Raw genomic sequence first — 14,935 nt, forward strand, 5'->3', positions numbered from 1 at the left:
GTCTTTTTTATATCTCACCGTTGCTGGTGCGGGGCGTATTATGCTGATATGGCCTAAAGTCGTCAACACCTTTTTTGCAAAAAATCGCTGTCAGAGGTTTGTTTGCAGATTAAATAAACGAATTAGCCCAATAAACACAAGTCACAGGAGAGATTTTATACAAATAGCGTGTGTATATCTATATTTGGCGAAAAATACTGTGATGACTGTTTTACAAGGGAAGTCATCAATATCCGTGTATTGGTAAAATAATGTGAACAAAGCAATCAAGCTGCTGATCAGCTTAGTGTGAGCGTTGCTTGCCTTTACACGCTTTTCTTTCGAGTTTCTTTATGCGCTCTGCAGTTGTATTGTGTTATTGGTCACTCAAGCGCTCTAAACTAGGTGTTATCTACGTGAAAACATAATGCCTATTGAAAAAATAACGCCATGATGAAGTTTTGTCGGGTTACTGAGGTGTTGGTTGATAGTGCTACCTGACGATTAATTTAACCTAGTTGGTAAGGTGTGTTATCGCAGAAGATATTTTTTGCAGTAATACGATTAAAAAGCAAAAAGGGCCCTAGTTGGCCCTTTATAGTCAGATTCAATGCTTAATTAAACATTGAATAAGAAGTTTAAGACATCGCCATCTTTAACGATGTAATCTTTACCTTCTTGACGCATTTTACCTGCATCTTTAGAGCCACTTTCACCGCGAAACTCAATGTAATCATTAAATGCGATGGTTTGAGCACGGATAAAGCCTCGCTCAAAGTCAGTATGAATTTTACCAGCGGCTTGTGGTGCTGTTGCCCCAACAGGAATGGTCCAAGCACGAACTTCTTTTACGCCAGCAGTAAAGTAAGTTTGCAACTTAAGAAGTTCATAACCACCGCGGATCACAAGGTTAAGTCCTGGTTCTTCTAGACCAAGATCTTCCATAAATTCACGTTTGTCATCTTCTTCTAGTTCAGAAAGCTCAGACTCAATTGCCGCACATACTGGAATAACGACTGCGTCTTCTGCTGCTGCTATTTCACGTACTTTGTCTAAGAATGGGTTATTTTCAAAACCATCTTCAGTCACATTGGCAATATACATGGTTGGTTTAATCGTTAGGAAGTTAATGCTTTTTATTGCATCTTTTTCTTCTTTGGTTAGCTCTAATGAGCGCAACGTTAAACCTTCATCAAGGTGTGCTTTTACTTTGACCAAAACATCATTTTGATATTTTGCGTCTTTATCGCCACCTTTGGCTTTTTTTGCATTACGCTGGGCTGCGCGATCTGCGGCATCCATATCAGCAAGTACTAGCTCGGTATTGATAACGTCAATATCATCTGCTGGATCGATAGTACCTGAGACATGAACGATATTTTCATCTTCAAAACAGCGGACAACGTGTCCTATTGCATCTGTTTCACGAATATTAGCTAAGAATTGGTTACCTAAGCCTTCACCTTTTGATGCGCCTTTAACCAACCCAGCAATATCTACAAACTCCATTGAAGTTGGGATAATACGCTGTGGATTAACAATTTCAGCAAGTTGGTCTAAACGAGCGTCAGGCACTGGTACTACACCAGTGTTTGGCTCGATTGTACAAAATGGAAAGTTAGCGGCTTCAATGCCGGCTTTGGTTAATGCATTAAATAAGGTGGATTTACCTACATTAGGTAAACCGACAATGCCACATTTAAAACCCATAGTTTTGAACCTTTATGTTATTCAAAAAACCGTAATAACGATGCGCTATTTACGGCTTAAATGAATGTAGTCTGTTTTGTGCTTTTAGCACACCATCTTTCGCTAATATTTCCATACAACGTACAGCTTCATCAACCGCTGCATCAATAACGTCTTGGTCTACTTGAGGGGCTTTTCCTAATACCCAGCCAGTCACTTTATCTCGGTGTCCAGGGTGACCAATACCGATACGAAGTCGCATAAAGTCTTTATTGTTCGCCATTTTGGCGATAATGTCTTTTAAACCATTATGCCCCCCATGTCCGCCGCCTTTTTTTAATTTAGCAACACCAGGGTCTAAATCCATTTCATCATGTGCAACGAGAATATTCTCAACAGGAATTTTAAAGAAATTCGCTAAGCTGCTCACTGATTTACCACTTAAGTTCATGAAAGTAGTCGGGATTAGTAGTTTAAATTCTTGGTTATTGATGAGTACTTTACCTGTTAGACCGTGGTATTTGGCATCAGGTTTTAGTTGGCAATTATAGCGTCTGGCTAGCTCTTCTATGAACCATGCACCAGCATTGTGACGTGTGTTTTGATATTCGGGGCCTGGATTAGCCAGACCCACAAGCATTTGAATATTATTCAAGGTGCTGACACCTTAAAATTATTCTGCAGCTTCTTCAGCTTCTTCTTCAGAAGCAGCGCCTTTAGGTGCGTTTAGAGTAACAACCGCTTGGTCGTGACCTGCACCTTTAGCAAGCTCAACTGAAGTAACGCCAGCTGGAAGAGTAACGTCTGAAAGGTGAAGAGTAACACCAACTTCTAGTGCAGCTACATCGATTTCGATGAACTCAGGTAGTGCAGCTGGAAGACATGTGATTTCAATTTCAGTTACTTGGTGTGCTACTGTGTTTCCACCTTTAGTTGCCGCATCTTCGTTTAGGAAGTGTACAGGTACTTTAGTGTGGATTTTGTGAGAAGCATCTACACGTTGGAAATCCATGTGCATTACTTTAGGCTTAAATGGGTGACGTTGAATGTCTTTAAGAATTGCTTCAACAGACTCACCAGCGATGTTTAGCGTAAGGATGTGGCTGTAGAAACCTTCATCTTCTTGTGCTTTGATCACTTTGTTGTGCTCAAGAGTAAGCGCTAGCGCTTCTTTATCTGCACCGTAAAGGATCGCTGGAACTTTGTCTGCGTGACGTAGGCGGCGGCTCGCACCCGTACCTAGGTCAGCACGTACTTCGGCATTCAATGTGTATAATTCGTTAGACATGATGTCTCCAAAAATAATTTGATTAATATTTTAAGGTACTCGCGACCAAGTACCTCACAACCTAAAAAAGGCGCGCTACTATACCATTGGCATCGCGTAAATAAAACTATAGATACAAAAAAAGCACCCTTTGGGTGCTTTTTATTCTCTTAGAATGTGTCACACATAATAAATATCAGTGTTGGAACATTGCAGAGATAGACTCTTCGTTGCTGATACGGCGAATAGTTTCAGCCAACATATCTGCGAGAGTAAGTACTTTAATGTTATCTAGACTACGTAATTCTTCAGACAGAGGAATTGAATCTGTCACGATAACTTCATCGATGACTGAGTTACGTAAATTTTCAGCTGCCGCACCAGATAATACCGGGTGTGTCGCATAAGCAAATACACGCTTGGCGCCGTGCTCTTTTAATGCTTCTGCGGCTTTACATAAAGTACCGCCAGTATCAATCATGTCGTCGACGATAATACAATCACGGCCAGCAACGTCACCAATAATGTGCATAACTTGTGATACGTTCGCTTGTGGACGACGTTTATCAATGATTGCAAGGTCAGTGTCGTTTAATAACTTGGCGATTGCTCGAGCACGAACAACACCACCGATATCAGGTGATACAACTACAACATCATCGAACTCACGTTCTTTCATGTCATCGAGTAAAACAGGGCTACCGAAAACGTTATCGACAGGTACGTCAAAGAATCCTTGGATTTGTTCTGCGTGAAGATCAGCCGTTAATACACGGTCTACACCAACACTTGATAGGAAGTCTGCAACGACCTTAGCAGTAATTGGTACACGGGCTGAACGTACACGACGGTCTTGACGGGCATACCCAAAGTAAGGGATTACAGCTGTAATACGACCTGCAGAGGCACGACGCAAAGCATCGACCATAACGATAAGTTCCATAAGGTTATCGTTAGTAGGGGCACAAGTTGACTGGATAATGAAAACATCCGATCCGCGTACGTTTTCATTGATTTGAACACTGATTTCGCCGTCGCTAAAACGACCAACTACAGCATCACCTAATTCAATGAATAAACGTTTTGCAACTTTTTGAGCTAACTCAGGTGTTGCGTTACCAGCGAAGAGCTTCATGTCAGGCACGGTAGGGTTCCTCAGGCACTGAATTTTTGGACTAACATGCAATGACAGAGTCAAAACAGGCTAACTTAAACAATATACTTCTACTATTTTAACCAGTTTTCTAACTGCGTATGAGCAGGAGAAATCGTGGTGTTCGGGGCTACAAACCCATGCCAGCATGACGGTAATGAATTGAGCACACGCTGTGCGGCTATTTGTGAATCAAGTTCAACAAAGCAGCACGCCCCTGTTCCCGTCATTCTGGACGGGCCGTATTTTAGCAACCAGAGCAGGGTCTTTTCAACCTCACAATTGAGCTTTTTGACTAAAGCTTCACAATCGTTGCTTGTATCGGCCAGTTTCCAATCCTCAGATAGCTTAGGAGTATTGCGCGGTAATTCAGGATGAGTAAATATTTCAGCGGTACTAATATGTACATTTGGGAAAACGACACAATACCATTTTTTTGGTAAGTTTATGCTTGTTAATTCTTCACCAATCCCTTGTGCTATCGCGGTTTTACCATGAATGAATACCGGCACATCAGCGCCTAAATCGAGACCTATTTTTGCCAATTTAGCAATGCTTAAGTCGCATTGCCAGAGGTGGTTTAAAGTTAATAAAGTGGTTGCTGCATCGGAAGAGCCACCACCTACACCACCACCCATAGGTAATTTTTTAATTAATTTAATATTAATTCCCAAAGGGGTGTTTTTGTAAGGTTGTAACGCTAAAGCCGCTTTATAAATTAAATTATCCTGTTGTGGAATGTCGCTGATATCACCACAAAGTATGATCTCTTTTTCATTTATTAATGTGAAAGTTAATTCATCACCAAAGTCTAAAAATGTAAATAAGGTTTCCAGCTCGTGATAACCATCAGCACGCTGATGGTTGATGTGTAAAAAGAGATTAAGTTTTGCTGGAGCGATAATTGAAACGGGTGTCATATTAAAATTGCCATGTGTTTAACTGAATTTTTATACTGAGATTTTTATGTGTCAATATCATCCGAGAAGGCAGCCACATTTGACGATGTAAACTATATTTTTGATATTTTGCGTGCCACACTTGACCTTGTGGATCGACCCAAGTGGTCGATACTAGTCGTTGTTGAGTATCGTATTCATTTGCATCACTCTCAACGGTGGCCGTGAGCCAAAGAGGGGCTTGGCTCATTGGTAATGTAAAACCGCTTAGGCGTTTTATTAAAGCGCTGCTATTGTCGTCTAGGTATGCTTTTCCATCGTAAATGAGTTCACTATGGTTTTGATGCTCTATGAGTTCAAGCAAGCGAGTACCAATAAAGCTGGTGAGAATGAGATGCTGTTTAGCGTTGTCGAATTGCCAGTTAAAATTGGCGGATTGGCGTTCTTTTGGACTAATAAAAGCTAGCTTTCCTTGAACTTGCCATACTGAATGTTCCTCAAATAGGTTTGAATGCTGAGTATTTTCTGTGTTAATTGGTGATATTTTTTGCGCACATCCGCTGATAAATAAAAAAAACATGAGCAAAATCAAATGAAATTGTGTCAAATGAAGTTCCTTACTTTCCATATTCGATTGAATTTTGGTAAAATTGCCCGCTTTGAAGCAGGGCTCGGGCAATACTGGCATCTATGACCATCATCGCACTTGGTATAAATCACAAAACCGCATCGGTTGAATTACGCGAAAAAGTCGCGTTTTCGCCTGAGCAACTATCAGATGCACTAACGCAACTTGCGCAAAGTGCGCAATTTAAAGAGTCTGTCATTGTCTCGACCTGTAATCGCACCGAGCTCTATTGTAGCCTTGAGAGTGAAAATTCCCAAGCGCTTCTCAGCTGGTTGGCATCCTTTCATAATATTAATGAAGCTCAACTGAGTGATAATATTTATATTCACCATAATAATGATGCCATTAATCATTTAATGCGAGTTGCTTGTGGACTGGATTCTTTGGTGTTAGGTGAACCACAGATCTTGGGGCAAATTAAACAAGCTTATAATACTGCTAAGCATCATAATGGTATTCGCCCAACTTTCGAACGGCTTTTTCAAAAAACCTTTTCAGTCGCTAAACAAGTAAGAACAGAGACTGAAATAGGGGCCAGTGCAGTATCCGTTGCTTATGCCGCGGTGAATTTGGCGAAACATATATACGGCAAACTAGATAAAACGCGAGTGCTTTTGATTGGTGCGGGTGAGACTATTGAATTGGTTGCAAAACATTTGTACCAACATCATCCCAAGTCAATAACGGTGGCAAATAGAACCATTGAACGCGCGCAGGGGTTGGCTGAAGACATTGAAGGAAATGTGATTTCGTTGGCCCAGTTGCCAGAAGAGCTGCATAAGTCAGATATCGTTATTAGCTCAACAGCGAGTACTTTACCTATTATAGGTAAGGGGGTTGTGGAGCAAGCTTTAAAGCAACGACGTCACAAACCCATGCTACTCATTGATATTGCTGTGCCAAGAGATATCGAGAGTCAGGTTGGGGAATTGGATGCCGCATATTTGTATTCAGTGGATGACTTGCAAACCATTGTCAGTGAAAACATGGCAAGTAGAGAGCAAGCTGCACGTCAAGCACAAAAAATAATAGAAGATAAAACGCGGGAATTTATTCAATGGCAGCGTTCTTTGCAGTCAGTTGATGTAATTCGTGAATATCGCAAAAATGCGCAAGAGGTAAAAAATGAACTGGTTGATAAAGCACTCAATCAGTTACAATCAGGTAAGTCATCAGAAAAAGTCTTGCTGGAATTGGCCAATAAGCTTACCAATCGCTTAACGCATGCGCCAACACGCGCAATTCAAGAGGCGGCTAAGCTGGGTGATATAGAGCAGTTGGCACAACTGAAACAAACATTAGGAATTGAGCAGGAATAATAAGTTAATGAAAGAGTCTGTATATCGTAAGCTAGAGACCTTAACTGAGCGCTATGAAGAAGTACAAGCGATGTTGAGTGATCCCAGTATTATTAGTGATCAAAATCGTTTTCGAGCATTGTCAAAAGAATATTCTGAGTTAGAAGGTGTTGTTAAAACATTTGGTTCGTATCAGCAAGCACAGGAAGATGTGTCAACAGCTGAAGAAATGTTAAAAGATTCGGATCCAGATATGCGAGAAATGGCGCAAGAAGAGTATAAAGAGGCGAAAGCATCTATTATTCAGCTTGAAGATGATCTACAAGTGTTAATGTTGCCAAAAGATCCTAAAGATAATAACAATGTATTTTTGGAAGTACGTGCTGGTACAGGGGGCGATGAAGCGGCTATTTTTGCGGGAGATCTATTCCGTATGTACAGTCGTTATGCTGAAACGCAAAAGTGGAAAATAGAAATAATCAGCGTTAATGAAGGTGAACACGGCGGGTACCGTGAAGTGATTGCCAATATTAGTGGCGATGGCGTTTATGGTAAATTAAAGTTTGAATCAGGGGCGCATCGTGTACAGCGCGTTCCAGAAACTGAATCTCAAGGTCGCGTTCATACATCTGCATGTACTGTTGCAGTTATGGCCGAGGTGCCAGAAGCGGAAGCGATTCAAATAAATAGTGCCGACCTAAAAGTGGACACATTCCGTGCCTCTGGTGCTGGTGGTCAGCATGTTAATAAAACTGATTCTGCAATACGGATCACCCACCTTCCAACCGGTGTTGTTGTTGAATGTCAAGATGAGCGTTCTCAGCATAAAAACCGTGCTAAAGCTATGTCAGTCTTAGGAGCGCGTTTACAACAAGCTGAAGATGAAAAACGTCAAGCAGCTGAAGCGTCAGAGCGCCGTAATTTAGTTGGAAGCGGAGACCGTTCTGAGCGAATAAGAACGTATAATTATCCTCAGGGCCGTATTACCGATCATCGAATTAACCTGACACTGTATCGTTTGAATGAAATAGTAGCCGGAGAATTAGGTGCCATCGTTGATCCTCTATTGCTAGAACATCAAGCTGATCTGCTTGCAGCAATGGGTGATGAATAACTGTGAGTTGCTATACCGTAGCCCAAGCGATAGCTTGGGCCACCTCGGAATTTGCTGATTTATCAGATACCGCTAAGCTCGATGCCGAAGTATTGCTACTCCATATACTTGCAAAACCACGAAGTTATTTATTTGCATGGCCTGACGCACAATTGGTAGATGTGCAATACAATGAGTTTAAAAAATCTGTGGCGCGACGAGTAAAAGGGGAACCAGTTGCACATATTATTGGTGAGAGGGAGTTTTGGAGCTTACCATTAAACGTGAACAGCAGTACTTTGATCCCTCGGCCAGATACCGAAACTTTAGTGGAGTATGTATTAAGCCTCACATTCACTGAAGATGCACAAGTTCTTGATTTAGGTACTGGTACGGGCGCAATAGCGCTAGCGTTGGCTTCGGAGATGCCAGCTTGGCAGATCACCGCGGTTGATTTTTCTAATGATGCTGTTGCATTAGCGCAAAGCAATAAACGCAAATTAGCAATTAAAAATGTTACTATTATGCAAAGCGATTGGTATCAGTCTGTCGCTGGACAGCATTTCGATTTAATTGTTAGTAACCCACCTTACATAGAAGCAGATGATATACATCTAACGCAAGGTGATGTACGTTTTGAGCCTTTATCCGCACTGGTTGCGTTAGATGAAGGAATGTCTGATATAAAAAATATCATTGATAAAGGCCGCGATCATTTAAAGCCAGGTGGCGTTTTATTAATTGAACATGGTTACCAGCAAGCTATTAAATTGCAGCAGTATTTTGCACAAATGGCGTATACCAATATACTTACTATAAAAGATATGTCAGGCTGTGATCGTGTTACTTTAGCGACTTGGCCTAAGTAAGACTTTACCCCTATAACAGCAGTGCGTTTAAAGGATGCAAGCAATGGATGATTTTTTGTTTTCAGATGAGCCAAATGAAGTGGTTGAACAAGAAGCCAGTGGCACTTGGAAAGTCATAATTGTTGATGATGAACCTGAAGTACATGCAGTTACTAAATTGGCATTGAGTGACTTTGAATTTCAGAAAAAGCGATTAGAATTTCTCAGCGCGTATTCTGGTGAAGAAGCGCGCAAAGTGATAATTGATCATCCAGATGCAGCCATTGTTTTACTCGACGTTGTCATGGAAACTGATGATGCAGGGTTGCAGGTGGCGAAGTATATTCGCGAAACAGCAAAAAATAATCACATTCGAATTATATTAAGAACAGGCCAACCAGGGCAGGCACCTGAACGGCAAGTTATTGTAAATTATGATATCAATGATTATAAATCAAAAACTGAACTAACCGCGCAAAAACTATTTACAGTGGTGATGTCGAGCTTACGTTCATACCGCGATATTTTAGCAATAGATCAATCTCGGCAAGGGTTAGAAAAAATTATTTGTGCGTCGAGGGATATTTTTGCAACACATTCAATAGAGCATTTCATCAAAGGAGTAATGCAACAGCTTACATCTTTGTTGGGAACCGTTGACGAGGCTATTTATGCCACATCATTGGTTGCAAGTAACGAACCTTATCAAAAGAATGATCAATTGATTGTTTTTACCGGTCGAGGGGAATTTGAAGAGTCTGAAGGTAAGCCAATTTCTGAAGTACTTAAACCAGAGCAGTTAGTGGCGTGTAATGAGGCATTGCAGCAAAAAGGTATTATTTATAAAGATAATTATCTCTTTGCTTATTGCTCAAGTGAGTATAACCATAGCTCTATGTTATTTATCTCTGGGATCCCTGAGTTTTTAACAGATACACAAAAACACTTAATCAAAATCTTTACGCAAAATGTACAGTTGGCTTATGAGAATGTGCAGTTGCAGGCTGAAATAGAAGATACACAACAAGAACTTGTTTATCGACTAAGTGAAGCTCTAGAATTGCGCTCTACAGAAACGGGTAATCATGTCAAGCGTGTGGCGTATATTTGTTATGCGTTAGCACAAGCGTATGGATTAAGTAGCCGAGAAGCGGAGTTGGTGAGAATGGCCTCTCCTTTACATGACGTTGGTAAAGTGGGTATACCGGATGCAATCTTAAATAAACCAGCCAAACTGGGTGATGATGAATGGAAGGTTATGCAAACCCATACGGATAAAGGTTTTCAGATCTTAAAAGATTCTCGTCGTGAGATAGTAAATACAGGCGCAATTATTGCCAGAGATCATCATGAAAAATGGGATGGCACTGGATATCCTTTAGGAAAAAAAGGGGATGACATACACGTATTTGGTCGTATTGTTGCACTCGCAGACGTTTATGATGCATTACGACATAAGCGTTGTTATAAAGCGCCCTGGCAGGCAGAGCAGGTTGTTGAAGAAATAAATAAACAAAAAGGGCTACATTTTGACCCGAAATTGGTTGATGCATTTAATGAAATCATCGAAGATCTAGAAGCGATTTTAGTACGTTTCCCTGATTAAACACATATAACAACGAGAAATTATGGAATATATTGCCCTAAAGCATACACACGTTATGTTTGCTGTTTTAAGTATTTTATTGTTTTTTACGCGCGCGTTTTCACGATTGAGAACAGGTAAACTCGCCGCACATAAAGGCGTTTTTATTGCGAGCCATAGTATAGATACATTATTGCTCGTATCCGCGGTCGTATTAGCTGTATTTGCTAGTTTAAATCCGGTCAACCAGCCTTGGTTAATGGAAAAAATTATTTTAGTTGTGGTATATATAGCTGTGGGTATTGTAAGTGCAAAGGCTAAAACTAAACGAGTTCAAGTGAGTACTTTATTCATCGCGGTTTGCGCATTACTTGCTGTTGGCTATTTAGCCGGTTCAAAATCAAGCTTTATATTGTAACCCTTTGATGCATAAATGATCGTATATTGTTTATGCATACTCTGATATTTCAACAAATAACAACAATCAACCCCTTACTATGACGTGTACTGTACTGGAGGTAATTTCCATGCTTGGGTCTTTTCTAAAAAGTGGTAAACTAGCCGTTCGATTAAAAAAAATAATGAGAACACTCGGTAGTTATGACTGATACTTGGTTTGAAGAGCGCGAAAGAGCACAAGATTATATATCGCAACAAACACTATTACGCTGTATTGGTGCTGAATCGCATTGGGATGCGCAAGCTGTACTGGAACATAGCTATTGCCAATTAGCCGAATTAGAGTTGCAGGTTGATCAAATCAGTCATAAAGTGCCTGACTTACATCAACGCTTGAGTGCAATACTCGATGCTTTTTATACACAGTGGCTTTTTTGTGGCAGTGAACAAAATGCACCAGAGCATCAGCTGAATAGTGTGTGTTATGTATTAAAAATGCGTAGTGGTTCACCAACAGCTTTGTCTATTGTGCTTTGCCACCTTTTAGAGCGCGCTGGATTAGCTGCAAATTTAGCGATGGAACAAGGTGAGGTAATGGTTCACGTCGGCTTTAGCTATGATGAAGGGTATATTGTTGAACCCTGTAGTGGTCAACAAACTTGGTATATAGTACCTGAAAATGAGCAGGAAAAGCAGGACGAACCACTGGAAATAGTCACTGGTGATGAAGCTTTTAAACTGTATTTAGCGCAGCAAAAATGGGCGTTTATTGCAGCGGATAAGTTTGGTCACGCATTAAGTTGTGTAGAGCTACTCATGGGCATGCTTGGGGATGATCCTTACGAACGAAGAGATCGAGGATACTTACTGAACCAAATTAACTGCCCTAAGATGGCCAAAGAAGACTTACAGTATTTTGTTGATGAATGTCCAGATGATCCAACAATTGATATTATTGAACATCAAATATCTGAACTCGCAGATCATAGTCATGTATTGCATTAAATAAAAATAAAAACGTGAGAGGGTACAATGCAGGAAAGCAGCGCTTTAGTCACAAATAATGCCGTTATTTTGGGTTTGATCTCAATAATATTAGGATTCGTTTTCTACACATCAAACCTAAAAGCGGGTATGTGGGCCAAATTTTATAAGTATGTTCCCGCTTTATTGATGTGCTATTTTTTACCCTCATTACTAAATACGTTTGGTATCGTTGATGGCAACAATAATGATGTTTATAGTGTTGCTAAGTACTTTCTATTACCCGCCTGTCTTGTTTTACTCACCCTCAGTATCGATCTTAAAGCGGTATCCGAACTTGGAAAAAAAGCCGTTATTATGTTTTTGACCGGCACGGTTGGCGTAGTAATCGGTGGGCCTATTGCACTATTAATTACGTCCGCTGCGATGCCTGATTTATTGGGAGGGGCTGGTCCTGAAGCTGTATGGAGAGGAATGGCTGCGCTTGCAGGGAGCTGGATCGGTGGTGGTGCGAATATGGTCGCCATGAAAGAAATTTATGGGGCTGGTGGAGAGATATTTACTATCATGGTCACGGTTGACATTGTGGTAGCAAATTTGTGGATGGCGGCATTACTTTATATTGCTGGGCGACATAAAGAAATTGATGCGCGTTCAGGTGCGGATACTTCATCAATTGATAGGCTTATCGATAAAGTTCAAAAGTTTGAGCAAGAGCATGCACGAAAGCCTGAATTAAAAGATTTGATGCTACTTATTGCATTTGCGTTTGGAGCCACTGGATTGGCGCATTTTGCAGCCGATTTATTGGTCCCATTTTTTGTGGAGCACTACCCAGAACTTAAAAAGTTTTCTCTACATAGTAAATTGTTTTGGGTTATTGTTTTAGTGACCACAGTAGGCTTAGCATTATCGTTTACGAAGGCACGCAATTATGAAGCTGTGGGGGCATCTAAAATTGGCTCCAGCTTTTTGTACATCTTGGTTGCGACCATCGGTTTACATATGGACATTACTAAAATTGTTGAAGCGCCAAAATATGTCGTGATTGGTTTGATCTGGATGGCTGTACACATCGGTTTATTGTTTCTTGTCGCTAAGATTATTAAAGCACCTATTTTTTATGTGGCGGTGGGAAGTAAAGCGAATATAGGTGGGGCAGCATCTGCGCCAGTTGTTGCGTCGGCTTTTCATCCAGCCTTGGCACCAGTTGGAGTTTTATTAGCGGTACTTGGCTATGCTCTAGGTACCTATATGGCTTGGTTGTGCGGGCAATTATTACGCATAATAGGCAGTTAAGTTGGAAAGAGTATGAATACGCAATTAATTAAGGTCGCCAATGTTGAAGTGGCGAATGATAAACCGTTTGTATTGTTTGGTGGTATGAATGTGCTAGAGTCTCGCGACTTAGCGATGACCATCGCAGAACACTATGCTGAAGTGACAACGAAATTAAATATTCCTTATGTGTTTAAGGCGTCTTTTGATAAAGCGAATCGTTCTTCAATTAACTCATATCGAGGGCCTGGAATGGACGAAGGGCTTAAAATATTTGAAGAAGTTAAGCGAACTTTCAATGTACCTTTAATCACAGACGTTCATGAACCTCATCAGGCTGCACCTGTGGCAGAAGTTGTCGATATCATCCAATTACCAGCGTTTTTAGCACGTCAAACTGATTTGGTTGTGGCTATGGCTAAAACTGACGCGGTTATTAATGTGAAAAAGCCGCAATTCTTAGCACCCCGTGAAATGCGTCATATCATTACCAAGCTAAATGAAGCAGGCAACGATAAAGTTATTTTGTGTGAGCGTGGCAGTAGCTTTGGTTACAATAACTTAGTTGTCGATATGCTAGGTATGGATGACATGAAGCATATGGCGCCTGTTATTTTTGATGCAACTCATGCATTACAACGCCCAGGTGGGCGTGAAGATTCAGCTGATGGTCGCAGAACTCAAGCCGCAGAGCTTGCTCGCAGTGGCATGGCTTTGGGTTTAGCTGGATTGTTTATTGAAGCACACCCAAACCCAAATGAGGCAAAGTGTGATGGACCATGTGCATTACCATTAGCAAAACTTGAAGGGTATTTGAAGCAGATGAAAGCAGTTGATGAGTTGGTGAAAAGCTTCCCTGCTTTAGACACAAGCGCAGCTGATTTATAATAATAATCATGGCAGCTCTATGAGCTGCTTTTTAACGAAGGCATCGCATTCATGTCGAGACGACTTCCCCCACTAAATGCTCTTAAGGCCTTTGAAGCTGCGGCAAGACACTTGAGTTTCACTAAAGCAGCAGAAGAGTTATTTGTTACGCAGGCCGCTGTAAGCCATCAAATTAAAATATTAGAAGAGCACTTGGGTTTAAAGTTATTTTTAAGAAAAAACCGCTCCTTGTTATTAACAGAAGAAGGTCAAGGCTATTTTCTGGATATTAAGGAAATATTTTCTCAGCTTATAGATTCAACAGAAAAACTGCTTGCGCGAGGGGCTAAAGGCTCGATTACAGTGAGTTTAACACCAAGTTTCGCTATTCAATGGTTAGTACCTAGATTAAGCCAATTTAATGAATTGCACCCTGAAATAGATGTACGGATTAAGGCCCAAGATCATGATGAAAACTCATTAACTGATGATGTAGATGTCGCAATATACTATGGCCGAGGTCATTGGAGTGGTGTGCAAACTCATAAGTTGCATACTGAATATTTAGTGCCTTTGTGTAGTCCGTTGTTGTTAAGTGGCCCAAAACCTTTAGATCAAGCGAGTGATTTAGAGCATCATACGTTATTGCACGATATGACTCGACGGGCTTGGAAGGCGTGGATGAAAACGGCGGGTGTCCGGAATGTTCAAGTAAATCAAGGCCCGATATTTAGTCATTCATCTATGGTATTGCAAGCAGCCATACATGGACAAGGTGTGGCGCTGGGCAACAGTGTGCTGGCTAAGCCTGATTTAGATGCTGGGCGGCTAATTATTCCTTTTAGCCATAGTCTTGAAAGTAAGAATGCGTACTATTTAGTGCTCAGAGAATCCCAAGCGGAGCTTGGGAAAATTGTATCATTTAAAGACTGGATGTTGAGTATGGTTGAGCAGGAACAAATATAACG

The 14,935-nt window shown here is 40.9% G+C and carries 15 protein-coding genes; 9 read left to right on the top strand and 6 right to left on the bottom strand.

Going from position 1 to position 14,935, the window contains the following annotated elements:
• Window positions 1-597 precede the first annotated feature (597 nt).
• From ychF to lolB, 6 genes are all read right to left on the bottom strand, one after another.
• Entirely contained in the window at window positions 598-1,689 is a 1,092-nt protein-coding gene (gene ychF, locus J8L97_RS15175) for a redox-regulated ATPase YchF (protein ID WP_119859670.1), read from the bottom strand.
• 49 nt (window positions 1,690-1,738) lie between these two features.
• Window positions 1,739-2,323 carry an aminoacyl-tRNA hydrolase gene (gene pth, locus J8L97_RS15180; RefSeq protein WP_211050849.1) on the bottom strand — a complete coding sequence of 195 codons (585 nt, stop codon included), beginning with the start codon at window positions 2,321-2,323 and terminating at the stop codon, window positions 1,739-1,741.
• An 18-nt stretch (window positions 2,324-2,341) separates the two neighbouring features.
• A complete protein-coding gene (locus J8L97_RS15185) occupies window positions 2,342-2,956 on the bottom strand; it encodes a 50S ribosomal protein L25/general stress protein Ctc (RefSeq protein WP_210998370.1) in 615 nt (204 codons plus the stop codon).
• 175 nt (window positions 2,957-3,131) lie between these two features.
• Window positions 3,132-4,079 carry a ribose-phosphate pyrophosphokinase gene (locus tag J8L97_RS15190; protein ID WP_192508208.1) on the bottom strand — a complete coding sequence of 316 codons (948 nt, stop codon included), beginning with the start codon at window positions 4,077-4,079 and terminating at the stop codon, window positions 3,132-3,134.
• An 83-nt stretch (window positions 4,080-4,162) separates the two neighbouring features.
• Window positions 4,163-5,008: a 4-(cytidine 5'-diphospho)-2-C-methyl-D-erythritol kinase gene (gene ispE / locus J8L97_RS15195; RefSeq protein WP_211050851.1), complete on the bottom strand. Its 846-nt coding sequence runs from the start codon at window positions 5,006-5,008 to the stop codon at window positions 4,163-4,165.
• Between the two features lies 1 nt (window position 5,009).
• Entirely contained in the window at window positions 5,010-5,594 is a 585-nt protein-coding gene (lolB, locus tag J8L97_RS15200) for a lipoprotein insertase outer membrane protein LolB (RefSeq protein ID WP_211050853.1), read from the bottom strand.
• A gap of 83 nt (window positions 5,595-5,677) precedes the next feature.
• On the opposite strand from lolB, the gene hemA reads away from it, so the two are divergent.
• The 9 genes from hemA (at window position 5,678) to J8L97_RS15245 (ending at window position 14,933) form a co-directional block, all read left to right on the top strand.
• Window positions 5,678-6,934 carry a glutamyl-tRNA reductase gene (gene hemA, locus J8L97_RS15205; protein WP_192508206.1) on the top strand — a complete coding sequence of 419 codons (1,257 nt, stop codon included), beginning with the start codon at window positions 5,678-5,680 and terminating at the stop codon, window positions 6,932-6,934.
• A gap of 7 nt (window positions 6,935-6,941) precedes the next feature.
• Window positions 6,942-8,027, top strand: a complete 1,086-nt coding sequence (gene prfA / locus J8L97_RS15210; RefSeq protein ID WP_211050855.1) for a peptide chain release factor 1 — start codon at window positions 6,942-6,944, stop codon at window positions 8,025-8,027.
• A gap of 2 nt (window positions 8,028-8,029) precedes the next feature.
• On the top strand, window positions 8,030-8,875 hold the full coding sequence (gene prmC / locus J8L97_RS15215; RefSeq protein WP_211050857.1) for a peptide chain release factor N(5)-glutamine methyltransferase: 846 nt from the start codon (window positions 8,030-8,032) through the stop codon (window positions 8,873-8,875).
• A gap of 43 nt (window positions 8,876-8,918) precedes the next feature.
• Window positions 8,919-10,460 (top strand): DUF3369 domain-containing protein, encoded by a 1,542-nt coding sequence (locus tag J8L97_RS15220; RefSeq protein ID WP_211050858.1) that lies wholly within the window; start codon window positions 8,919-8,921, stop codon window positions 10,458-10,460.
• A 22-nt stretch (window positions 10,461-10,482) separates the two neighbouring features.
• A complete protein-coding gene (locus tag J8L97_RS15225; RefSeq protein WP_210998364.1) occupies window positions 10,483-10,857 on the top strand; it encodes a SirB2 family protein in 375 nt (124 codons plus the stop codon).
• A gap of 182 nt (window positions 10,858-11,039) precedes the next feature.
• A complete protein-coding gene (locus tag J8L97_RS15230) occupies window positions 11,040-11,843 on the top strand; it encodes a tetratricopeptide repeat protein (RefSeq protein ID WP_210998363.1) in 804 nt (267 codons plus the stop codon).
• Window positions 11,844-11,870: 27 nt separating this feature from the next.
• Window positions 11,871-13,121, top strand: a complete 1,251-nt coding sequence (locus tag J8L97_RS15235; RefSeq protein WP_211050859.1) for a DUF819 domain-containing protein — start codon at window positions 11,871-11,873, stop codon at window positions 13,119-13,121.
• 12 nt (window positions 13,122-13,133) lie between these two features.
• The gene (gene kdsA, locus J8L97_RS15240; protein WP_210998361.1) at window positions 13,134-13,988 is read left to right on the top strand and encodes a 3-deoxy-8-phosphooctulonate synthase; all 855 of its coding nucleotides are present in this window, start codon (window positions 13,134-13,136) and stop codon (window positions 13,986-13,988) included.
• A gap of 51 nt (window positions 13,989-14,039) precedes the next feature.
• The gene (locus J8L97_RS15245; RefSeq protein WP_210998360.1) at window positions 14,040-14,933 is read left to right on the top strand and encodes a transcriptional regulator GcvA; all 894 of its coding nucleotides are present in this window, start codon (window positions 14,040-14,042) and stop codon (window positions 14,931-14,933) included.
• Window positions 14,934-14,935: the final 2 nt, after the last annotated feature.

The sequence above is a fragment of the Pseudoalteromonas sp. MMG012 genome (assembly GCF_018100875.1).
In the GTDB taxonomy this organism is placed as follows: domain Bacteria; phylum Pseudomonadota; class Gammaproteobacteria; order Enterobacterales; family Alteromonadaceae; genus Pseudoalteromonas; species Pseudoalteromonas aurantia.